Raw genomic sequence first — 22,253 nt, 5'->3', positions numbered from 1 at the left:
TACAGCGAAGCTGCGTACACTCTCATAACATCTATCAGTATTTAGCTTTGGAGCGCTTTGAATGCCAACACAGAACGGACACCGGCCACATAAAAATATTGCCGTGATCGGTGCAGGTATATCAGGTCTTGGTGCCGCGCACATGCTTGCCGGCGACAACCGTGTGACGGTTTTCGAAGCAGAGAAGCGTTTGGGCGGTCATGCGCGCACTATTATGGCAGGAGCGAGCGGGAACCAGCCTGTCGACACGGGCTTTATCGTGTTTAACTACGCGAACTATCCGCATCTGGCGGCATTGTTCGCAGAGCTTGATGTGCCCGTCGTGGAATCGAGCATGAGTTTTGGTGCCTCTATTGACGGGGGGCGTTTGGAATATGGGCTCGCCTCTGTGCGCGCTGTGTTCGCGCAGAGCAAGAATGTCCTTGATCCAAGGTTCCTGCGGATGTTGCGCGATATCAATCGCTTTAACGGCAAGGGTTACGATATCGCCGCCGCAAACCGCGATTGGACAATCGGAACTTTCTTAGATGAGTTGGGTGTCGGACGGTATTTCCGTGACTATTACTTGGCGCCTTTGTCCGGTGCGATTTGGTCGACGCCAACGGACAAGATTATGGATTTTCCTGCGTACGCGATGATGGACTTCTTTAAGAACCACGCTTTGCTGGGGGTAACCGGGCAGCATCAGTGGTACACGGTGAACGGTGGTTCAACGGAATATGTACGCCGTGTTGAGACGTCTTTGCGCGCCAAAGGTGTCGATTTGCGGCTAGGTGCGCCGATTGATGCGGTGCGCCGTGTTGCGGATGGGATTGAGATCAAAGCGTATGGTCGTGAGTGGGAGGCATTTGACGAGGTGATCTTCGCCACGCATTCCGACGATAGCTTGCGTTTGTTGGCGGATCCTACTGCTGAAGAAGCTGCGGCATTGGGTAAGATCGCATACCAACCGAATGACATCATCCTGCACGCGGACGCGTCGGTGATGCCTAAACGCAAAGTGTGCTGGTCATCTTGGAATTACACAGAGGACGCGAGCAAGACGAATGATCGGATTGATCTGACCTATTGGATGAACTCGCTACAGCCGATCCCTGCGAATGATCCGCATTTCGTGACGCTCAACACAACGCGCTCGATCCGTGAAGAGCTGATCTACGATCAAGTCACTTTGCGCCATCCTGTGTTTGATCTCGCGGCACTGGACGGTCAGCGTGAAGTGGCACAGCTAAATGGTTCGAACAACACATGGTTCTGCGGCGCTTGGATGAAGAACGGCTTTCATGAAGATGGTCTTTCGAGCGCAGTCGATGTGGTCGAAGCCATGCGTGGTGCCAACGCGATGGGGATTGCGGCACAATGAGCCAAGTGCAGCACATAGCTGGTCACACGTATCATGGGCGCAAAGGCGATATTGCCAATGCGTTCCGATACCGTGTGGATTATGTGCTGCTAGATATGGACACGCCTGTTGATGCGCCGTCGTTGTTTTCGCGTAACGGGCGCAATCTGACTGCGGTTTTCGATAGTGATCACGGTGGTTTGCCCAAACAAGGGCGCGGCGCTGCTTGGGTGCGTGAGGTGCTTGCGCAAAATAAGATTGCGCTAACGGGTTCTATCCTTCTTTTGACCCAGCCGCGTGTGCTTGGACATGTGTTTAACCCTGTGTGTTTCTGGCTCATTTATAATGAACAGGATCAGCTTTGTGCTGTTATTTCTGAAGTCACGAACACATACGGCGATCGTCATAGCTACCTGTGTCACCATGACGATCTGCGTCCGATTGTGGCGAGTGATCGTCTGAAATCACGCAAACTTATGCATGTGTCGCCTTTCCAACCTGTTGAAGGTGGGTATGAGTTTCGTTTTGACATCACTGCTGCGCGCGTTGGAATTTTCATCGACTACACGAGCCAAGCAGGCGGTTTGATCGCTACTCTGACAGGGCCACGCGCGCCGTTGAGCAATGGCAATATTCTGGGTTTCTGTTTGAAGCGTCCTTTTGGATCGCGGCGCGTCCTAAGTCTGATCCATTGGCAAGCGTTGAAACTTTGGTGGAAAGGCGCTGGTTTTCGCAACCGCCCTGAGCCCCCCACAAGCGAAATATCGTAATGCAGAGCGTGGTTAAAGATAACACGCGGGTTTCCGCGTTGGGTGGCTATGGCGTTTTTGCAGCGTTGCTCTCAGCGGCTGGCTTGCCGATCTACATCCATGCGCCGAAGTTTTACGTGGACGAGTTTGGCGTGTCTTTGGGCGCATTGGGTGCGGTTCTATTCGCTTTGCGTTTGCTGGATGTGGTGCAAGATCCATTGCTAGGTAAACTCGCGGCGATGACAGCTCAGGCACGCGGGATTGCTGTGGTTTTTGGGGTCTTTATCCTTTGCGGTGGTATGATCGGATTGTTTGCGATCCCCCCGATGTTTTCGCCTGTTTTGTGGTTCGCAATCATGCTGACGCTGGTTTTTTCTGCGTTCAGTTTTCTAACAATTTCCTTTTATGCCCAAGGTGTTGGTAAAGCGGATGGCATGGCAAATGGGGGTCACTTGAGGCTTGCGCGCTGGCGAGAAACCGGTGCGCTACTCGGTGTTTGCTTGGCCTCTATCGCACCATTCATCTTTCTGACGTTTATGGACTCCGAGTTCACTGGATTCGCATTGGCCTTTGCCGTTTTGGGCATGCTCGCTTTGGTGTTGATGCGCGGCGAGTGGAGCAATGTGAAACCTGAGGCGGGACCTGGATTTCGTGTCATATTGCAAGACGTTCAGGCGCGCCGCTTGCTGTTGATAGCACTGGTCAATGCAGCGCCTGTTTCGGTCAGTTCCACCCTTTTCCTGTTCTTCGTCGAGAGCCGCCTTGATGCGCCCGGCCAAGAGGGTGTGTTGCTTTTGTTGTTCTTTTTGAGCGCGGCCGTTGCTGCGCCGATCTGGGGGTTTCTGGCACAGAAATACGGGATAAAACCCGTGCTTTTGAGCGCTATGATCCTTGCTGTTCTCGCCTTTGCTGTGGCCATTAGCCTTAGGACTGGTGACATCTTTTTGTTTGCTCTCGTTTGTGTCGCCACTGGCGCTGCGATGGGTGCAGACCTCACTCTTTTGCCCGCGGCCTTCGCCACCCGCATGGCGAAAATCGCACCGAATGCGGCTGAAGGCTTTGGTCTTTGGGCGTTGGTGTCGAAGCTGTCGCTTGCGTTTGCGGCTGTCGTTTTGCTCCCCATGTTGGAGCGGGCTGGATTTACCTCCGGCGGCGATAATACGGAAGCCTCACTTTGGCTTTTGACGTTACTTTATGCAGCCGTGCCTTGCGGGTTGAAATGCCTTGCGATTGCGCTGCTTGCGACAACACAAATGGAAAAGGGATAAGCGAATGGAAACGATTGGTTACGTGTTGCTGGGTGTCGCTTTGATGCTGGTTTTGAACCATCTCAAGAGCAAATATCTAGATTTTGCGGCGCAAAGTCCGCTGGACTATGCCAAGAATGACCCGCAATTTGATCTGCGTGAACACCTCAATGGTCCGATTGAATGTGAAGGCGTTATTTATGGCCCAACAGGTCGCGTGACGTCTCGTTTTGTTGGTAACTTTGAGGCGGAATGGGACGGTAACAAAGGCTACATGCGCGAAGAATTTCGCTATGACAGTGGCACCGTGCAGAACCGTGAATGGCACCTGACGCTTGGCAACGATGGTGGAATCAAGGCCGAAGCACCTGATTTGATCGGGACTGGCTCTGGCACGCAAATGGGATCTGCGGTGCAGTTGAAATATCGCATTAAACTACCAGATGAAGCAGGTGGCCATGTGCTTGATACGATTGACTGGATGTATCTGGCACCGAATGGCACTATCGTGAACCGCTCTCAGTTCCGCAAATTCGGCTTCAAGGTCGCAGAGCTGGTCGCGACAATGAGAAAGAAGGAAGTGGCGTGAGAGATTGGGCAGGCAAACGGTATTGGCTGGTTGGGGCGAGTGAAGGTTTAGGCGCGGCATTGGCGCATCAGTTGGCGCGCGCCGGGGTCGAAGTGATAGTCTCTGCGCGGTCGCAAGACAAGCTCGACGCATTGGTTGCTGAATTGCCGGGAAACGCGTCCGCTCAAGTGGTCGATGTGAGTGACCGCGCAAGCGTTGAAGCGGCGGCGTCTGCTGTTGGTGATGTAGACGGCGTTGTGTTTTTGGCGGGCGTTTACTGGCCTATGAAATCGCAAGAGTGGGATGCCGAAAAGGCCGAAGCGATGGTGGATATCAACTTTACCGGCGCGGTGCGTGTCATGGGCGCGGTGATGCCAATGATGCAAGCGCGCGGCACGGGACATCTGGTGATTACGGGATCGCTGTCTGGCTTTCGTGGTCTGCCCGGCGCGATTGGGTATGCAGCGTCAAAGGCAGGAACCATGTCTTTGGCAGAAAGCATGTATGCCGATTTGCGTAACACCGGAATTGATGTGCAACTCGCCAATCCGGGTTTCATCAAGACACGTTTAACCGAAAAGAACGACTTTAAGATGCCCTTCATTATGGAGCCGGACGACGCAGCGCGTGAGATGTTTGAGTTGATGAACACAGACAGGTTTAAGAAAAGCTTTCCTGGCATGTTTTCGTGGGTCTTTAGGCTTAGCCAATTCATGCCGGACTGGATGTATTATCGTCTGTTCGCCTAAAGAAAAGTGCGCGCCGCGCATGAACGGCGCGCTTTTGTTTTACATGTGGTCAACGATGGTAAGGTGCTGAGCGAGCTTGTCGATCTCAGCCAGCCATTGCGGCAAAAGCTCTGGGTCGTTCGTGGCAGCACTGACGCCAACGCCGATTTTCCCAGCGATCACAGCCTCAATCGCATGCGAGAGCGGGATAGACACGAGACGCGCCATAGCCGTGCCGTTCTCATCCCCCCAAGCATCCATCACATAGCTCTGATGCCAAGTTGTTTTGCCATTTTTCTCGGCCTTGAGCGCGACGCACAGAACAACGCGGTCGGGCTCACCTTCGTCATAAGCGTTCTCTGCCCAGAATTTGTCTGACATTTCTTTAAGGCGGGCTTCGCCGCTTGCGCCCTCAAGCGTTTCGATTTCAGCGAAGACATTTGCCCACGCATCTGCCCAACCATTCAAGCGAATTGTGCCGCGCACGAACTCTTTTACGTTCCATTCTGTGTCAAAGTGGTACTGCGCCATGAAAGGAAGAGAATCGCGGTTCGGATACACCTCAAAGCTCTCTGGTGTGGGTAGCGGTACTTCGTAATGCGTGATCGCATCCCACGGGCGTGCGACGTTGAACTCTTTGAAATCACGAATAGATTTTGAAGGAGACCGCAGTGCTTTAAGCACGCCAAGAGGAGACCAACTGAACTTATAGCGGAACGGATTTGGCGTTTTCGGGATGCCACCGCAATAGGAGGTGAAGGACAGTTCAGCGTCTTTGTCGAGCGCATCGCTGGCGCGATAGGTCTCGATCAAATGGTGCGCCATGAGGTGGTCGATACCCGGATCGAGGCCAATTTCATTGACCAATGCAACGCCTTTGCTGCGCGCTTGGTTGTCCAGATCACGCATTTCAGGCGCGATATAAGAGGAGCTGACAAAATGCGCACCAGCGTCGATGGCTTTTTGCGCAAGCGGAACATGCCAATCACCCGGAAGCATCGACACGACAACATCGCCAGTCTCTAGCGCAGCGCCGACAGCATCAAGATCAAACACCCGAATGTCTTTCGTGAGATCGCCAGCAGCATCCTGTGCTTTGTCGAGCGTGCGGTTCCAGACGGTGACGTCGTGGCCCGCTTTGATCAAACGTCGCAAACCCGGGATGGCCGAAAGGCCAGTGCCGCACCAATGAATTATCATGTCTACGTTTCCTTACAGATGTTCTTTGAAAGTGGTTTCAGCTCGCGCCCAGACACCACTGTCGAGATTGGCGAGGGTTAGGAGGGAAGGCAAGAGTTGCTCTGCGTAATCCTCGGAACTCTCAACTGGCAGCATAGAGGGCAGGTTGTCGATCGCCGTCACATCAAGAGGAGGAGCATCATGCACGCGCAGTGCAGGTTCGTCCCAAGTTGTGGTGCGATTATAGACCTTGATCGGAGAGAAATCGCTATCGGGGTCGCAAGCAATATCGCCGATCACTCTAAGGTGGCGTTCATCGGTCTTAGCGCTTTCGGGAACGAAAACAGGTGTGCCGGGTCGTGCCAGAATGCAGTTCAAGAAAAGCGTATGGTCAAGCACTTCAGGGAAAGGGCCGCCGCTGGCGGTTTCGGCCATGTCCCATTTCGTAACGGGGATATCGAGTGTGCTCAGCAGATCGGTTGCACCAGTGCCAACACGGCCAAGCGCGCCTATGATCAGAGCGTTGAGCGTGGATTTATCCAAACCTTTCAGAGCGTTCTGTAAATCATCAACGAGGGCGTCCGAGCTTTTAAACACACCAACAGTGCCAGCGATGCCACCGTTTTGTTGAGCCATCCAGCAACGCAATGTGACCGCTGCGCCTGCATATCCTGCCCAATATCCAAAGGCTGCAACGCGGCTATCTGTTTCATCAACGAGATATTCCAGATCATAAAGCGTGCCGCCGCCCGCTTTGAAGCGGTCAAGCAGAATGCGCCCTGTTGGTTGGCCTTTGAATGCATGTCCGAACATGATGTGGAGATGGGAAAGGGGAGTACCGTCTTCAGGTAATTCTTTCAGACCAAAGATAATCGCATTCGCAGGAGCATCGGGCCAACTGTTCTCTGGCGCAATTTCGCATCCTGCTGCCTTATACCCTTCAATCCCGATCGCGCGGACGGAGCTTTGTTCAACAGTGACGCGCAGACCTGCTTTAATAAGTTCCGCCGCGCCTGCAGGTGTTAAGCCGACGCGTTCTTCATTTTCGCGCTGCTCGGCGCGCACCCAGAGATGTGTCATATTCTAAGCCCTTTAGATGTGCGTTTGCGCGTGGTGACGCCCGACGTGCTCAAGATGAGCGATGTTGTTGAATTGCGACAGCGAAAGCTTGGAGCCGATCTTTGTGAAGCGATGGGTCGATGAGTTCATAATAGACAAGCATGTGCGCGCATAATTATCCGTACTCAAATCAAGTACTTGGCGCGTCATCAATCCAATCACGCCACCTGATGTGATCACCAGTGCGCGATCACTGCGCGCGCTTATGTCTTCAATTGCTTGGCTGACCCGGTCCTCAAAACTTGCGAAACTCTCTGGTATATCTTTCAAATGCCCGTCCATCCATGCTTCGAACAAGCGGGGCATATGGGCGACGAATTCTTCTTGCAGTGTCGGTATTGGCTGACCGCTATAAGCTTCGAACGCGTTGGAAAGGTCGAAGTAGGCAAGCTCATTCAGCCGCGCGTCTTGCGTGATGGGGGCGTATTGCTCAGCGGTCATGCCAGCGGCGGTTTCGACGTGACGTCGCAACGTGCCGCAGTAAACGCTGTCAAAAGCCTGATGCGTCTCGCGCATATGCGCGCCAAGCCAAGCGGCTTGTTCGTGCCCGAGGGGGCTAAGCTTGTCATAGCCGTGTTCATCCGTGCTATCGGAATTGGCCTGACCGTGCCGCACGAGGGTGATTTGTGACATGTCTTTTCCTTATCGCGTTCCAAAGATGTAGCGCTCGGGATGCAGAGTTGAAAGGGGCGGATTTGTGTGAGTGTAATGCAGCAAAGGAGACTGCAAATGCCCCTCAATCCCCAGCGCTTTTTAGAGAGCTTGCATCACCTGCGCAGTTTTGGTGCGAGCGGAGTTGGCAAAGGTGTGGTGCGCCCTGCTTTTTCGGCGCCCGATATTGACGCGCGTGCTTGGTTAGCGGATCAGCTTCGCGCTTGTGGGTTAGAGGTGCATGTTGATCCGGCTGGTTCTGTCTTTGGGCTTGCGGAGGGTCAAAGTCTGCTGCTGGGATCGCATACAGACAGTCAGCCAGAGGGTGGTTGGCTTGACGGGGCTTTGGGTGTGATGGCCGCGTTGGAAATCGCGCGGGCGCGGTTTGAAGATGGGTTAACGCCTGTTTCTGTCGTCTCTTTTCAAGATGAAGAAGGGCGGTTTGGCGTTACCACAGGTAGCGCTATTTGGAGTGGAACGCTCGATCTGGCAGGCGCTGACGCGTTGACGGATCAGAGTGGGGTTACGTTTGCCCAAGCGCGCGCTTTGATGGGTGGCAAAAGAGAAGAGTTTGTTGATCCATCCCGTTTCACCAGCTTTATCGAGATGCATATCGAACAGGGACCAGTGATGGACGGCACAACCGATGTTGTTGGCATTGTGACTGATATCGTCGGTATTCGAGATATGAATATTACCTTGGAAGGGCAGCAAAACCACGCTGGAACCACACCCATGGCGCTGCGACGAGACGCGTTTCAAGCGTTATCGGGGTTCAATGCGATGCTTAATGATCGCTTGCGTAATGTCGTGACGCGGCAATCGGTTTGGACAATTGGGCATGTTAGTTTGCATCCCAATGCCTCCTCGATTGTTCCTGGGAAGGTGACGTTTTCGATGCAATGGCGCGATGGTGATCTGGATCGACTGGTGCGTATGGAAATGGTGATCAGAGAGACGGTAAATGACATCGCTGAAACCTATGGAATGGAATTGAGCTATGGTCCTTTGCTTGGTCTTGAACCTGTCGCGATGGATTTGCAATTGCGAGCGGCGCTAGAGGCAAGTGCAGATGAGTGCGCGCAAGGTCAATGGCGCAAAATGCCATCAGGGGCCCTGCATGATGCAACGAATGTGTCTGCCTTGATGCCCGCTGCGATGCTTTTCGTGCCCTCAATCAATGGAATCAGCCACGCGTTCGAAGAGGACACCGATGAGGCGGATTTGGTGGCAGGTTTGCGCGTGTTGGCAGGCGCTGTTGCACGCCTTATCTAGGTTTTGACAGGTACCATCGTGCCCTGAACAGCGGCGATATGTTTGCGCGTTCCGTCGAGCTCTGCCCAGACGTCAGCCGCGACAACTATTAGACGTTTACCGGGTTTCAGGACTCGCCCTGTTGCTGTGAGAGTTCCTTTTGCGGCGGCGAGATAGTTGATCTTGAGCTCTGCCGTCATGACCTCCATATCGAGAGGAAGCATTGTGAGTGCGGCATATCCGGCAGCGCTATCCGCGAGTGAGAAAATCAGGCCGCCATGTGCAAAACCTTGCTGTTGCTGCACGCGCTCATCTATCGTGACCGATATCTGCGCGTGGCCTAGTGCGAGTGTTTCCATACGCGCGTTTAGAAGTGTCATAAAAGATTGGTGGGCGAAGCTGTCGCGCACCTTTTGTTCGATCAATGAGTCCAAAAGATCAGAAATCAAGGTTCTCCACGTTGAGCGCGTTCTGCTGGATAAACTCGCGGCGTGGTTCAACCACATCGCCCATCAGTTTGGTGAACAGATCATCTGCTTCCGCAACATCGTCGATTTTTACCTGCAACAATGTGCGCGCATCTGGGTCGAGCGTTGTTTCCCAAAGCTGATCGGGGTTCATTTCGCCGAGACCTTTGTAGCGCTGCAAAGACAAGCCTTTTTCGCCTTCTTGCAGGATTGCATTCAGCAGATCGAGTGGGCCGTAGATTGCTTGATTGCGCTCTTTGCGAACAAGCGTCGCAGGCAATTCGTATACGTCTTGAAGGCTCTTGGTGAAACTACCCGTTTTGCGGGCTTCGCCAGAACGCATCATTGGACCATCAAGTGTGCGCACTTCTTCTACACCGCGCAAAATACGCGCGAGACGAATGCCGTGATCTTGGGTGATACGGCCTTGCCAACCTTGTTCGTATTCAAGGGCAATCAGGTTCAAACGCTTCGCTACAAGGTCAGCAGTACCTTGCAAATCTTGATCGACAACACCGGGAACAAAGGCACCGGCGATGGCGGCTTGTTCTAGAATGTGACGTGGGTAGTGCGTCGGGAACGCATCGAGCACGCGCTTGAGTTGACGGGCCTCATCGACAATTCGGCGCAAGTCTTGGCCGAGGATTTCCTCGCCATTGCCTTGGCGCAGAACTGCGCCTTCGATGCCTTGCTCGATCAGGTAATTGTCCATTTCGGCTTGGTCTTTGAGATACACTTCGGACTTGCCACGTGCCACTTTGTAAAGCGGCGGCTGCGCGATGTAGAGGAAACCGCCCTCGATCAAGGCAGGCATCTGACGATAGAAGAACGTGAGCAAAAGCGTGCGAATATGCGCGCCGTCAACGTCCGCGTCAGTCATGATGACGATCTTATGGTAGCGCAGCTTTTCAATGTTAAACTCGTCGCGTCCAATGCCAGTTCCAAGCGCCATCACGAGGTTGCCGATTTCCTGTGAATTCAGCATTTTGTCAAAACGCGCACGTTCGACGTTGAGGATCTTACCTTTGAGCGGCAAAATCGCTTGGGTTTGACGATCACGCCCTGTTTGCGCAGAGCCACCAGCGGAATCACCCTCGACGAGGAAGACTTCGGTTTTGGACGGGTCTTTTTCAGAGCAATCTTTTAGCTTACCCGCGAGGAAGTTCACATCCATCGCAGTCTTGCGACGCGTCAGATCACGGGCTTTTCGTGCAGCTTCGCGTGCGTGGGCGGCTTCGATGATCTTGCCAACGATGATTTTCGCTTGGGCGGGATTCTCTTCAAACCACTCGGCCAGTTTTTCGTTCACCAAACCCTCAACCGCTGGGCGTACTTCAGAGCTGACAAGCTTGTCTTTGGTTTGTGAGCTGAACTTCGGATCTGGAACTTTGACCGAAAGAACACATGTCAAACCTTCGCGCGCATCGTCACCTGTGAAAGTCACTTTTTCACGCTTCGCGATGCCGCTTGATTGAGCGTAATTGTTGATTGTGCGGGTCAAAGCGCCTCGGAAACCCGCCAAATGCGCACCACCGTCCCGTTGGGGGATGTTGTTGGTAAAAGGCAGGACGTTTTCGTGGTAACTGTCGTTCCACCAGAGCGCGACTTCGACGCCGATGTCGTCCTTTTCGCCGATCATGTAGACTGGCTCTTCCATGATGGAAGATTTGGACCGGTCGAGGTATTTCACGAATTCCTTAACGCCGCCGTCATAGTAAAGCTCTGTGCGTAGGTGTTCTACAGGACGTTCGTCCGTCAAGATAATGCGCACGCCAGAGTTTAGGAACGCAAGTTCGCGCAGGCGTTTTTCAAGCGTTTCGAACACGTAATCCAGATTGGAGAAAGTGTCGGTCGAGGCAAGAAAGCGGACTTCCGTGCCACTTCGACCAGGGGTGTCACCCACAATTCTGAGGTGTTCGACGGTGTCGCCATGCTCGAACCGTGCGACGTGCTCTTTGCCATCTCGCCAAATACGTAGTTCTAGCCAGTTGGAAAGTGCGTTCACAACGGAGACGCCAACGCCGTGTAAACCGCCGGACACTTTGTAGGAGTTGCTGTCGAATTTACCGCCTGCATGGAGTTGGGTCATGATGACCTCTGCGGCGGAAACGCCTTCCTCCTCGTGGATGCCAACAGGTATGCCACGGCCGTTGTCGCTGACTGAAACAGAGGAATCTGCGTGAATTTTTACGTTCACCGCATCCGCATGTCCGGCTAACGCTTCGTCAATTCCGTTGTCCACGACCTCGTAGACCATGTGGTGCAAACCAGAGCCGTCATCGGTGTCACCGATGTACATGCCCGGGCGTTTGCGTACGGCTTCTAAGCCTTTGAGAACTTTGATAGAATCGGCACCGTATTCGGCGTTGTTCTGCTCGGTCTCGGACATGCGAAAACCCCCTCATTATTTAAAGGTTTTATACTAATCTTTGGGGGGAATGTCACGCGCTACACCTATATTTTGTGTGCGGAACATAGCTTAATCGAGTTGCACGACTTTCGTCTCGCTGACACCTGCATTTTCGGTCACTTCGAGGTGCATAGATTGTGTTGAAAGACTATCAAAAAGCGAAGCTTCAGTGCCCGTCATCCATGCTTGTGCGCCCAATGCACTGATCTCGGCATAAAGGGATGCACGGCGGGTCGCATCGAGGTGGGCGGCGACCTCGTCGAGGAGCAGAATGGGCGGTGCACCGATTTGTGCACAAAGTGCGCGGGCATTGGCGAGGATGAGCGAGATAAGCAGTGCTTTCTGTTCGCCTGTAGAGCAGTCCTTCGCTGGAACGCCTTTGGCAGTGAAAACCCCATAAAGATCAGCGCGATGTGGTCCGACGAGTGTGCGGCCAGCGGCAAGATCGCGGAAACGGCTGGCTTCAAACGCGTCTTTCAGGTCTGCGCTATCGACGGGCATCGCGTCCTCAGAGTGTATCAGTTCAAGATCAGCTGTGGGAAAGGAGGTTTCGGCTTGGGTCTGTGCTTTGCTAAGAAAATCCAGTGTTTGAACGCGGTTCTCGTGGATCACCGCGCCAGTTTCCGCGAGGCGGGTTTCGAGGACCCCGTACCACATTGGGTCGCGCACGTTCTCTTTCAGAAGCTTGTTGCGCTCGCGCATGGTCTTTTCATAGGTGAGCGATGCCTCTGCATGGTTCGGAAAAAAGCTAAGCGCCATGCGATCGAGAAAACGGCGACGTCCTTCTGCGCCTTCAATCCAAAGGCGGTCCATAGCAGGGATCAACCAGAGCACGCGCGACAGTTCAGCGAGGCGATTTTGCGGGACAGGTTTGGAGTTGGCTTTGGTGCTGCGCGGATTGCCGTTCTCGGACCACATCTCGATTTCGTGGGTCTGCTCTTGAGATTGGAGCAGGCCCGTAATCTTCCATCCAAGCGCTTCGGGGCGACGGGTCATGTCTTCGGCACTGGCGCGTCTCATCCCGCGACCTGGGGAGAAGAGCGACACCGCCTCAAGAATGTTGGTTTTGCCCGCGCCGTTGGGGCCATAGATCGCAACAGGCAAAGGCCCGCAGGAAATGCGGGCCAATTTGTGCGAGCGGAAATGGGAAAGCGTCAGCTCGGTAAGGGCGAGCGTGGTCATTGAGACCCTTTAAACGCGCATCGGCATAACGACGTAGACAGCGCTTGTGTCGTTGCCTTCACGCATCAAGGTCGGATCGCCAGAAGAGTTGAAGAGGAACACAGCATTTTCGCGGTCCACTTGGCTGGCGATTTCGAGCAAGTATTTGGCGTTAAAGCCAATTTCGAGACGCTCATCTCCGTAAGCGACGGCCAGTTCTTCCTCGGCAGCACCGCTATCAGGGGCATTAACGGAAAGAACCAAACGGTCCTCGTCAAGCGAGAGTTTCACAGCTCGAGACCGCTCGGAAGAGACAGTCGCAACGCGATCCACGGCTTTGGCGAAATCGGCAGCGTCGACTTCCATCTTACGCGTGTTGCCTTGTGGGATCACGCGTGTGTAGTCGGGGAACGTGCCATCAATGACTTTGGAAGTCAGCGTAATCTCTGGTGTTGCGAAACGCACTTTGGTCTCGGAAACGGAGACAGCGATTTGCATGTCGTCATCATCGAGCAACTTGCGCAATTCGCCAACGGTTTTACGCGGGACAATGACACCGGGCATGTCGGATGCGTTTTCGGGTAGGTCGGCATCAATGCGGGCTAGGCGGTGGCCATCAGTGGCTACACAACGCAGGACTTTGCCACCCTCGGATTCGGAGACATGCATGTAAACGCCGTTCAAGTAATAGCGGGTCTCTTCCGTTGAAATCGCGAATTTGGATTTGTCGAACAAGCGGCGCAGAACGCTCGCCTTAGCGGAGAAGTTCGCGGAATACTCCGACGTCGCCATCACTGGGAAGTCTTCTTTCGGCAATGTCGCCAAGGAGAAGTTCGAGCGGCCTGCTTCAATCGTGAGGCGTCCGGACGTGCCATCATCGGTCAAAGTGACCTGCGCGCCATCAGGTAATTTACGAACAATTTCATTCAAAGTTGTAGCAGAAACTGTCGTTGCGCCAGCGCGCTCGACCATCGCCTCAACCTTGTCCACGACTTCGATGTCGAGGTCTGTTGCGCGAAAGCGAACTTCTGCACCTTCGGCCTCGATCAGCACGTTGGCAAGGATTGGAATTGTATTGCGGCGCTCGACCACAGATTGGGCGTGCGAGACGGCTTTAAGCAGCGTTGCGCGTTCGATGCTGATTTTCATGTGTCTCGCTCCTCGAAAGACGTGTCGGAACGACAAATTACCTGAAACAGTGCATCCCTCAAGCCCTTTCTAACAAAGGCGTGATGGTTTGTTGGACCTGTGGCTTATTCTGCGGACTATTCTTCGAGAGCGCGGCGGAGCATTTCGATATCTTCCGCGATTTGACCGTCCTGAATTTTCAGCTCTTCAATGCGTTTGACACCATGCATGACAGTGGTGTGGTCGCGACCGCCAAAACGGCGTCCGATTTCGGGCAACGAGCGGCTTGTCAGTTGCTTACACAGATACATAGCTACCTGACGGGGGCGTGCAAAGTTGCGCACGCGTTTTGGACCGATCAGCTCGGAAAGGCGGATGTTGTAGTGCTCAGATACGCGGCGTTGGATCTCTTCGACGGTGATTTTACGCTCTGATGCGCGCAGGACATCGGAGAGACAGTCAACGGTCAGATCCATCGTGATCTCTCGACCCACAAGCGAGGCAAAAGCGAACAGGCGCGTCAATGCGCCCTCAAGCACACGTACATTGGTACTGATGCGATGCGCGAGAAACTCGATGATACCTTCATCGATATTGAGGCCCGGATATTGTGCCTTTTGGATTTCGACCTTGGATTGCAAGATGCCGAGGCGAAGTTCGTAGTCCGTCGGGTGAAGATCAACCACAAGACCACACTGCAGACGCGACTTGATTCGATCCTCTAGGCCTTTGATCTCGCCGGGTGCGCGATCAGCAGAAATGATGATTTGTTTATTCTGGTCGACCAAAGCGTTGAACGTGTGGAAGAATTCTTCCTGCGTACTGTCTTTGCCGCCAATGAACTGAACGTCGTCAACCATGAGCACATCAACCGCACGGAACAGGCTTTTAAAATCCATCATTTTGCGTTCGCGCAGGGCTTGCACGAAGCGATACATGAATTGTTCAGCGGAGAGATACAGCACTTTGAGGTCAGGGCGCGTTGATTGCAGCTCATGAGCAATCGCATGCATGAGGTGCGTTTTACCAAGGCCAACACCACCATACAGAAACAGCGGATTGAACGTCACAGGGCCACCTTCAGCGACGCGGCGCGCAGCGGCATGAGCCAGCTCGTTCGGCTTACCAACGACGAAGGTGTCGAATGTGAAGCGCTTGTCGAGGGGCGCACCTGCGAGGACATCAGGGGTTTTTGAAGGTTTAGGGCTGGAAACTTGCACGTCAGGCTTGGGCGCGACAGATGCGTGTTGTTTGCTCGTCTCGATTGCGCCAGTTTTCAAGACTGCAAAGTGAACGCGTTGAATGTCGTGTCCGGCTTGTTGTGCTTGGTAAACGATCATATCGCCAAAGTTTTGCGAAACATAGTTGCCAAGGAAGTTCGTCGGAACACTAAAGCTCGCAACGCCATTTTTTGCACCAATGAAGGATAGTGGACCAATCCAATTGGTATAGTTATTCTTGCCAACAGAAGCGCGAAGTATGTCTTGCAGCTGTCCCCAGTCGTCGAGCGTCATGTGTATTCTTTCTTATCCCAACCATCTTTTGCGACCTCCCGGTGAGCGAGCGAGCCCCGGAAAAACGCGCCGTGTCTGAACGATCCGTCTAGGAATCTTACAAACATCAGCATCTTCGCTTTTTAGAAGGTCCCCACCTCTAAACCGCGCAGTGATGCCGATCCTCAAAGCCAAACAATTCTCAAGGCTGCCAAATAACCCCAAATGGGATCACCGACGGCGTCAGTGATAACGAGTGATTCTGAGGCGACGTGTATCGCAATACGTTGGTATCAAGTTGGCCCGTGGTGCGGCAACTTATCTATGGCCTTGACTCATTGAATGCCGCAAAAGAATCGCTTTCGGCGATGTGGTGCAACAGGTTCGATGGAAAATGAGAGCCGTCTATTTGAGTCATCTTGACGGTATGAAATTTTGCGAGACCTGCAAGAATCAATTCAAAGATTAGACATGCTGAACGCCGAAACGACGAAAGCGCCAACCTGTATCAGGTGGCGCTCATCATCAAATATGTAGTTTAGCTCGAAGGCTAGACTTAGCCGATCGCTTTGACGCGAGCCGAGAGGCGGGACATTTTGCGCGCCACTGTGTTCTTGTGGAAAACACCCTTGGTCACGCCGCGCATCAATTCAGGCTGCGCGTCACGAAGAGCAGCAGATGCCACATCTTTGTCACCGGATGTAATCGCCTCTTCTACTTTACGCAGAAAAGTGCGGATGCGCGAACGACGCGCTTTGTTTACTTGAAAACGTGCTTCATTTTGACGAGCGCGCTTTTTTGCTTGCGGCGAATTAGCCATATATCATCGTCCCACTGTTCGGGTTCGGTTTCATCTTGAAGTCGGGTCTTTAGGGCCGACTCAGCGTCCTGTCAACAGGCCCGAAGGCCTGCGGTGTTTATTTGTCTCGAAATTGCGCCTGACGCTTTTCAAGGAAGGCAGCCATGCCCTCTTTTTGATCTTCGGTTGCGAAGAGCGAATGGAACAACCGGCGCTCAAAGAGAATGCCTTCGCTTAGGGTTGTCTCATAGCTGCGATTGACGGCTTCTTTAACGGCCATCGAGGTCAAAACAGATTTCTCAGCGATCTTCTGAGCGGCGCTAAGCGCTTCTTCTTTCAGCTTTTTTACTGGTACGACGCGACTTACAAGTCCGCTTCGCTCTGCTTCTTCGGCGTCCATAAAGCGACCCGTTAGGTGCATGTCCATGGACTTGGATTTGCCTACGAAACGGGTGAGACGCTGCGTACCACCGATTCCTGCCACAACGCCGAGGTTAATTTCAGGCTGGCCAAACTTAGCAGTATCCGACGCGATGATGAAATCGCACATCATTGCTAATTCACATCCGCCACCGAGCGCATAGCCAGAAACAGCTGCGATAATCGGCTTGCGAGTCGAGCGTACAGTGTCCCCTTCGGCCGCAAAGAAGTTTGACATGAACATATCAACGAAAGTCTTTTCGGACATTTCTTTAATATCTGCGCCAGCGGCAAAGGCTTTGTCGGACCCGGTCAACACGATGCAGCGCACCTTGTCGTTCTTGTCCGCATCCAAAAGCGCCGTGCTTAGTTCGCTCAAAACTTGGGAATTCAACGCATTCATCGCCTCGGGGCGATTGATGCGAATGAGGGCGACGTGATCTTCGATTTCGACGATCAGCGTTTCATAGGCCATATGGTTAGCTCACTGTTGTTGCGCTCAGGCCTGATTGCTTACCATGTGCGCTGTGTGTTTCAAGCTATCTTTGACAAGTTGGGCAATAGAAACTCGAACGACCTGACTGCACGATGCGTTTAATCGTGTTATCGCAACCATCCGTTCTACAGCGTTCGCCCTCACGCCCATAGACATCAAAGCTATGTTGGAAATAACCAAGATCCCCGTCTGCTTGCCTGAAATCTTTGAGGGAGGAACCGCCCGCCGCAATTGCATCGCTCAGAACTTGCCGAATGATCGGAACAAGGCTTGCAACCCGTGGTTTTGAAATCTTGTTCGCTTTGCGCGTCGGAGAAATGCGGGCGCGGTAAAGTGTTTCGCAGACATAGATATTTCCCAAGCCAGCGACGATGCTTTGATCCAAGAGCGCGCTTTTTATAGGGCTGCCTTTGGTCGCGAGCGCGTCGATGAGGTAGGCTTCATCAAAGCTGTTTCCAAGCGGCTCAGGTCCAATGGATGACAGCAGCTTGTGGCTATCGGCAGTCTTGGTTTCGAGCAGATCCATGGCGCCAAACCGTCGAGGATCGTTGAACGTCACGCGTGCGCCGTTCTCCATATGAAACACGACGTGGTCATGTTTTTCAGGAGCAGGATGATCATGCACAAACTGACCAAGCTTAGCGCCAGAAATCAGCATACGGCCCGACATGCCGAGATGAATAAGTAGCGATTCGCCCGTATTGAGGTCCGCGAGAATGTATTTAGAGCGACGTCTTAAGCGTTCGATCTTGGCACCCGTTAAACGTTCGCTCATTCGATCAGGGAAGGGCCAGCGTAAATTGGGCCTGTTTACATCAGCTTTTGCAATGCGCGCACCTTCCATAACAGGCGCTAGGCCGCGTCTTACGGTTTCTACCTCTGGTAATTCTGGCAATTTACATCCCCGATCATTGCATTGAGCGAGCCAAAAGGGCGCATTGTATCGGGTGTGCAGCGCTCTATAACAAAGGTCAAATAAAAGGATGGGCGTTGTTCATGAACGATCAGATTTCTGAGACCACACATTTTGGCTTTCAAACGGTTCCCGAGGCTGAAAAAGCGGGTCGCGTTCAGGGCGTGTTTAACTCGGTTGCGTCAAAGTACGATATTATGAACGACGTGATGTCGATGGGCATCCACCGCGTTTGGAAAGATGCGATGATGGATTGGCTCGCGCCGCGCGCGGGGCAACGTTTGCTGGATGTTGCCGGTGGTACTGGCGATATATCGTTCCGGTTCTTAAAGTGTGCTGGCAGTGGCCATGCGACGGTGCTCGATTTGACCGAGCCTATGTTAATCGAAGGTCGCAAGCGCGCAGAAGCCGGTGCGATGATCGATTCGCTTGATTGGGTTGTTGGCGATGCGATGGCTTTGCCGTTCGAAGACAACAGTTTCGATGTTTACACGATCAGTTTTGGCATTCGAAACGTTACCCGTCCCCAAGAAGCCTTGAACGAAGCGTTTCGTGTCTTGCGCCCCGGTGGTCGTTTGATGATTCTGGAGTTCTCGCAAATTCCCAACCCTGCGATGCAATGGGCCTATGATCGCTATTCTTTCAATGTGATCCCGCCGATGGGCAAATTGATCGCGAATGATTCGGATAGTTATCAGTACCTTGTCGAATCGATCCGCAAGTTTCCTGATCAAGATACTTTTCTTGATATGGTGCGCAAAGCTGGGTTTGAGAATGCGAAGTATCGTAACCTGACAATGGGCATTGCAGCACTCCATTCTGGTTGGAAGATCTAGCCGATGCGTGGACCGCACAATATTTGGCGTCTCATTGTGACGGGCGCAACTTTGGAACGCACAGGCGCGATGGGCGTTGTTCTCGATGCGATGGATGCGCCGCGTCCTTTGCGTATTTTGGCGCGCACTTTGGGCTGGCCGTTCAAATGGCTTGGTTACAAGGGCGATGTGAACATGCCGCCTGCGCCTCGGGCTTTGACCGCACTTGGCCCTGCCTACATCAAATTCGGTCAGGTTTTATCCACGCGCCCTGACGTGGTTGGCGAAGAACTCGCTATTCAAATGCGGGTTTTGCAGGATAAATTACCCGCGTTTCCGATTGAAGTTGCCAAGAAGATGGTAACTCAAGAACTTGGGCTTCCTGCCGATGAGGTGTTTTCAGAGTTTAGCGAACCGGTCGCCGCGGCATCGATCGCGCAGGTCCATCAAGCGACGATCGCCGAAACCGGTGAAGTTGTTGCTGTAAAGGTCTTAAGACCGGGTATCGAGAAAGCATTCCGTAAAGACATCGATGCCTTTTATCTCGCAGCTGAGATGATTGAATTGCTCTCACCAGCGTCGCGCCGTTTGCGACCGACGGAAGTCATAACGCATTTTGAAGGCGTTGTGTTGGGCGAGCTTGATCTTCGTTTAGAGAGTTCTGCAGCATCAGAATTTGCCGCAAATACAGGTGGCGACGCTGGTTTTACGCTACCAGCAGTCAAGTGGGATTTGTCCGCGCGCCGTGTTATGACACTCGGCTGGGCAGATGGCGTTTCACTAGGTGACAACGATGCGATCGATGGGGCAGGGCATGATCGTAGCGTGCTGGCGTCGCGTGTTTTGGAATTGTTTCTGCAACATGCTTTGCGCGATGGCTATTTTCACGCGGATATGCATCAGGGCAACCTGAAAGTGGCCCCGAACGGTGATATCATTGCGTATGATTTCGGAATCATGGGCCATATTGATGAATACACGCGCCGTGTTTACGCCGAGATCCTTTTTGGCTTCATTCGCCGTGATTATAAGCGCGTCGCCGAAGTCCATTTTGAAGCGGGCTATGTGCCCGCTGATCGTGATGTTGAAGAGTTTGCGCGCGCACTTCGCGCTGTGGGTGAGCCGATTTTCGGGATGGATGCGACACATATTTCTATGGGTCGATTGCTGACCTACCTGTTCGATGTGACAGAACGTTTTGGTATGGAAACGCGCACGGAGCTGATACTTTTGCAACGCACCATGGTGGTTGTTGAAGGTGTCGCGCGTTCGCTTGATCCACACATGAACATTTGGCAAGTCGCGCGTCCTGTGGTTGAAGAGTATATTAAGGGGAGCATCGGTCCCGCTGCTGTTGTTCGGGACTTGGGCAAAACTGCGAAAGTCCTGGCAAGGTTCGGTCCGCGTTTGCCTGCGCTTGTCGAAGCTGCTCTGATCCGGCAGGCAGGCGATGTTCCGGTTGAAGAGGCTAGCAAAACGAAGAGCCGAAGTGTTTGGTTCGTGGCAGGTAGCGCTGTCGGAGTCGCTGTTTTGCTGACCATTCAATGGGTTTGGTTTTAATCGATATCTCGCAAAGCAGAGACTTCGCTTGGTGAAACCGAAACGCCACCTTCCAAAATTAGGAAAGTTTCACCGTTTTGGACCACCGCTTCGCGAACACGATTATATGGTGTGGCTGGCGTGGTTGACTCTAGAGCTCCGTTTTTGAAGCCTTCGATGCTGAATTTGTAAGTTTCACTTGGCGCGATACTTCCGTCAGCAAGTTTTCCATCCCATGTAATATTAGTGCCAGAGACCGGAATGTTGATCCGCGTTGCAATTTCTCCTGTTGCATCACGTACCACGAGAATGCGCTGATCAAAATCGTCGGGTTCAGGGGTAACCAATTCGATCGGCTTGCTATCATATAAAGCCGTGTCGCCTGCTCTCACTTCCATTCCGACCCATTGACCAAGGGCACCGATCCCTCCTCCAGCCATGCTGGCACCGAGAGCGCTGAGCAGATCATTTGTCAAAACTTGCTGCTCGACAGATGAAAATGTTGCGAGTTGAACAGCATAGTCGGCGGAATCCACTGGATTGAGTGGATCTTGATTTTCCATTTGGACCGTCAGCATCTTGAGAAAAGTTTCAAAATCACTGCTCAGAGCAGAGGTGGGGGACGGTGCGACGCTCGTGGTTTGCGAAGGGAACAATGGCGGGGCTTGTGTAGGTGTTGTGCTGGTTTCCATGTTTTAAATCCTTATATCCAACCCGTTGGAAACGGATTGTTTTACCGACAGTAAAATTTCAGTTTCTTTCGGGGGCAATGTTTCAGTGTGTGTTGCGTCGCCTTTTTGGCTGTGAGTTTGGTCTTGCGAAGAAGTGAACGCGAAGGTCAGGTTTTCATGTCCCAAACTTTTGAACTGCTGATGTAAGAAGTCCATTTGACCCCGCATGAGATCTTGCGTTTCGGGCCGCTCTGCGCTGAAGATGATCTGCGTTCCATTGGCAGTCTGCTCAAACTTTATCGCGAGGCGACCTAAGTCTTCGGGTTTGAGGGCGACATCGATTTTTCCAACATTGTCCCGAAGGGAAACAGTGGCGTCGACAACTTGGGCCAAATTGTTCAACGAAGTTGTTTGAATTGTCGGGTTAGACGCAGTCGGGGTATGTGCCGTAAGTTGGACTGGCCCTTGAGATTGCAGGCCTAAGGTCGCGTCTGGCGCTGAGTTATGTTCGCCTGCTTGTGGCTCAAGTGGCTTTTCTAAACTTTCAAACGATGACGCAACTAAAGAGTTTACAGGCGGGTTTCTGAAAGCGGCATTTTTCTGTGCTACAGTGGGTTTTGTAGCCAACATGCTTGAAGAGGCTGTTGTTTGCGTTTCAGGTATTTGCTCCATCCTTGTACTTAAGGATGACTGAAAAATTGCCTCACCAGTACGACTTGATGTTGGTGAAGTAGGAAGCAGTGATCCTAAGGGTTGCGCGTCTCGCAGTGTTTCTGTGGTCGCTGGCAAGGTTGACCGACCTGGAACCAAACGCGGAACCGCATCTATCAACACTTGAGAGACTGAGTTCGGCAAGGGGTTGATTTGCGACGTTGTCTGTTCTTTTGGTGGTTTTTCGGAATGCTCTGAGCTAAAATTTGTTAGTACGCTTGGTTTTGTTTCCAAAGATTGGTCAAGTGGAATGCTGGCTTTGCCCTCAATGGCAATTTGCTGCGCTGAAATTTCCGGCTGCGCATTCGTGGCTACGTTTTTAGTCAACTCTAGCTCCCTAGGTTCAGGACTCATAACCAGAATATGACGGTTGCAGCGAGGGCGATCGCTGAC

General features: G+C 52.8%; 21 protein-coding genes. 8 read left to right on the top strand and 13 right to left on the bottom strand.

Annotation, left to right across the window (positions count from 1 at the left end):
- Positions 1-61: 61 nt before the first annotated feature.
- Genes PFRI_RS04505 through PFRI_RS04485 form a run of 5 tightly spaced genes read left to right on the top strand, consistent with a single transcriptional unit; the run spans position 62 to position 4,655 of the window.
- Positions 62-1,363 carry an NAD(P)/FAD-dependent oxidoreductase gene (locus PFRI_RS04505; protein WP_072629548.1) on the top strand — a complete coding sequence of 434 codons (1,302 nt, stop codon included), beginning with the start codon at positions 62-64 and terminating at the stop codon, positions 1,361-1,363.
- A complete protein-coding gene (locus tag PFRI_RS04500) occupies positions 1,360-2,112 on the top strand; it encodes a DUF1365 domain-containing protein (protein WP_072629547.1) in 753 nt (250 codons plus the stop codon). Before PFRI_RS04505 ends, PFRI_RS04500 begins: the two co-directional genes overlap by 4 nt.
- Positions 2,112-3,359 carry an MFS transporter gene (locus PFRI_RS04495; RefSeq protein WP_072629546.1) on the top strand — a complete coding sequence of 416 codons (1,248 nt, stop codon included), beginning with the start codon at positions 2,112-2,114 and terminating at the stop codon, positions 3,357-3,359. Before PFRI_RS04500 ends, PFRI_RS04495 begins: the two co-directional genes overlap by 1 nt.
- 4 nt (positions 3,360-3,363) lie before the next feature.
- On the top strand, positions 3,364-3,927 hold the full coding sequence (locus PFRI_RS04490; RefSeq protein WP_072629545.1) for a DUF3833 family protein: 564 nt from the start codon (positions 3,364-3,366) through the stop codon (positions 3,925-3,927).
- The gene (locus tag PFRI_RS04485) at positions 3,924-4,655 is read left to right on the top strand and encodes an SDR family NAD(P)-dependent oxidoreductase (RefSeq protein WP_072629544.1); all 732 of its coding nucleotides are present in this window, start codon (positions 3,924-3,926) and stop codon (positions 4,653-4,655) included. The genes PFRI_RS04490 and PFRI_RS04485 overlap by 4 nt, the downstream gene beginning before the upstream one ends.
- Before the next feature lie 39 nt (positions 4,656-4,694).
- Here PFRI_RS04485 and PFRI_RS04480 read toward each other — a convergent pair whose 3' ends face one another.
- The 3 genes from PFRI_RS04480 to PFRI_RS04470 are packed head-to-tail and all read right to left on the bottom strand — an operon-like array spanning position 4,695 to position 7,565.
- Positions 4,695-5,834: a saccharopine dehydrogenase family protein gene (locus PFRI_RS04480; RefSeq protein WP_072629543.1), complete on the bottom strand. Its 1,140-nt coding sequence runs from the start codon at positions 5,832-5,834 to the stop codon at positions 4,695-4,697.
- A gap of 12 nt (positions 5,835-5,846) precedes the next feature.
- Positions 5,847-6,893 carry a saccharopine dehydrogenase gene (locus tag PFRI_RS04475; protein ID WP_072629542.1) on the bottom strand — a complete coding sequence of 349 codons (1,047 nt, stop codon included), beginning with the start codon at positions 6,891-6,893 and terminating at the stop codon, positions 5,847-5,849.
- Positions 6,894-6,905: 12 nt separating this feature from the next.
- Complete coding sequence (locus tag PFRI_RS04470; protein ID WP_072629541.1) at positions 6,906-7,565, bottom strand: histidine phosphatase family protein; 660 nt, start codon at positions 7,563-7,565, stop codon at positions 6,906-6,908.
- A 96-nt stretch (positions 7,566-7,661) separates the two neighbouring features.
- Here PFRI_RS04470 and PFRI_RS04465 point away from each other — a divergent pair, with 96 nt between their 5' ends.
- On the top strand, positions 7,662-8,858 hold the full coding sequence (locus PFRI_RS04465; RefSeq protein WP_072629540.1) for a hydantoinase/carbamoylase family amidase: 1,197 nt from the start codon (positions 7,662-7,664) through the stop codon (positions 8,856-8,858).
- On the opposite strand, the gene PFRI_RS04460 is transcribed toward PFRI_RS04465, so the two are convergent.
- From PFRI_RS04460 to mutM, 8 genes are all read right to left on the bottom strand, one after another.
- Positions 8,855-9,217: a PaaI family thioesterase gene (locus tag PFRI_RS04460; protein ID WP_072629574.1), complete on the bottom strand. Its 363-nt coding sequence runs from the start codon at positions 9,215-9,217 to the stop codon at positions 8,855-8,857. The genes PFRI_RS04465 and PFRI_RS04460 overlap by 4 nt on opposite strands.
- Positions 9,218-9,275: 58 nt before the next feature.
- Positions 9,276-11,693: a DNA topoisomerase (ATP-hydrolyzing) subunit B gene (gene gyrB / locus PFRI_RS04455; RefSeq protein ID WP_072629539.1), complete on the bottom strand. Its 2,418-nt coding sequence runs from the start codon at positions 11,691-11,693 to the stop codon at positions 9,276-9,278.
- Between the two features lie 90 nt (positions 11,694-11,783).
- Complete coding sequence (gene recF / locus PFRI_RS04450; RefSeq protein ID WP_072629538.1) at positions 11,784-12,896, bottom strand: DNA replication/repair protein RecF; 1,113 nt, start codon at positions 12,894-12,896, stop codon at positions 11,784-11,786.
- A 9-nt stretch (positions 12,897-12,905) separates the two neighbouring features.
- A complete protein-coding gene (dnaN, locus tag PFRI_RS04445; protein ID WP_072629537.1) occupies positions 12,906-14,024 on the bottom strand; it encodes a DNA polymerase III subunit beta in 1,119 nt (372 codons plus the stop codon).
- Between the two features lie 116 nt (positions 14,025-14,140).
- Positions 14,141-15,517 carry a chromosomal replication initiator protein DnaA gene (dnaA, locus tag PFRI_RS04440; protein ID WP_072629536.1) on the bottom strand — a complete coding sequence of 459 codons (1,377 nt, stop codon included), beginning with the start codon at positions 15,515-15,517 and terminating at the stop codon, positions 14,141-14,143.
- Positions 15,518-16,052: 535 nt separating this feature from the next.
- Positions 16,053-16,316 (bottom strand): 30S ribosomal protein S20, encoded by a 264-nt coding sequence (gene rpsT, locus PFRI_RS04435; RefSeq protein WP_072629535.1) that lies wholly within the window; start codon positions 16,314-16,316, stop codon positions 16,053-16,055.
- Between the two features lie 97 nt (positions 16,317-16,413).
- A complete protein-coding gene (locus PFRI_RS04430; RefSeq protein ID WP_072629534.1) occupies positions 16,414-17,190 on the bottom strand; it encodes an acryloyl-CoA hydratase in 777 nt (258 codons plus the stop codon).
- A gap of 64 nt (positions 17,191-17,254) precedes the next feature.
- Positions 17,255-18,106, bottom strand: coding sequence for a bifunctional DNA-formamidopyrimidine glycosylase/DNA-(apurinic or apyrimidinic site) lyase (gene mutM, locus PFRI_RS04425; protein ID WP_072629533.1), 852 nt, complete (start codon positions 18,104-18,106; stop codon positions 17,255-17,257).
- 101 nt (positions 18,107-18,207) lie between these two features.
- Between mutM and ubiE the strand changes: the two genes are divergently transcribed.
- Positions 18,208-18,960, top strand: coding sequence for a bifunctional demethylmenaquinone methyltransferase/2-methoxy-6-polyprenyl-1,4-benzoquinol methylase UbiE (ubiE, locus tag PFRI_RS04420; protein WP_072629532.1), 753 nt, complete (start codon positions 18,208-18,210; stop codon positions 18,958-18,960).
- A gap of 3 nt (positions 18,961-18,963) precedes the next feature.
- Positions 18,964-20,499, top strand: a complete 1,536-nt coding sequence (gene ubiB / locus PFRI_RS04415) for a 2-polyprenylphenol 6-hydroxylase (RefSeq protein WP_072629531.1) — start codon at positions 18,964-18,966, stop codon at positions 20,497-20,499.
- On the opposite strand, the gene PFRI_RS04410 is transcribed toward ubiB, so the two are convergent.
- Complete coding sequence (locus PFRI_RS04410; RefSeq protein ID WP_072629530.1) at positions 20,496-21,170, bottom strand: flagellar hook capping FlgD N-terminal domain-containing protein; 675 nt, start codon at positions 21,168-21,170, stop codon at positions 20,496-20,498. The two genes, ubiB and PFRI_RS04410, sit on opposite strands and share 4 nt — an antisense overlap.
- Positions 21,171-21,173: 3 nt before the next feature.
- Positions 21,174-22,253 (bottom strand): flagellar hook-length control protein FliK (locus tag PFRI_RS04405; RefSeq protein WP_139292090.1); only part of this gene is annotated, 1,080 nt, incomplete at its 5' end.

This window comes from Planktotalea frisia (assembly GCF_001890925.1).
In the GTDB taxonomy this organism is placed as follows: Bacteria; Pseudomonadota; Alphaproteobacteria; order Rhodobacterales; family Rhodobacteraceae; genus Planktotalea; species Planktotalea frisia.
Note: the sequence above shows the minus strand (reverse complement) of the source record. Positions and strands in the feature narration are given on the sequence as shown.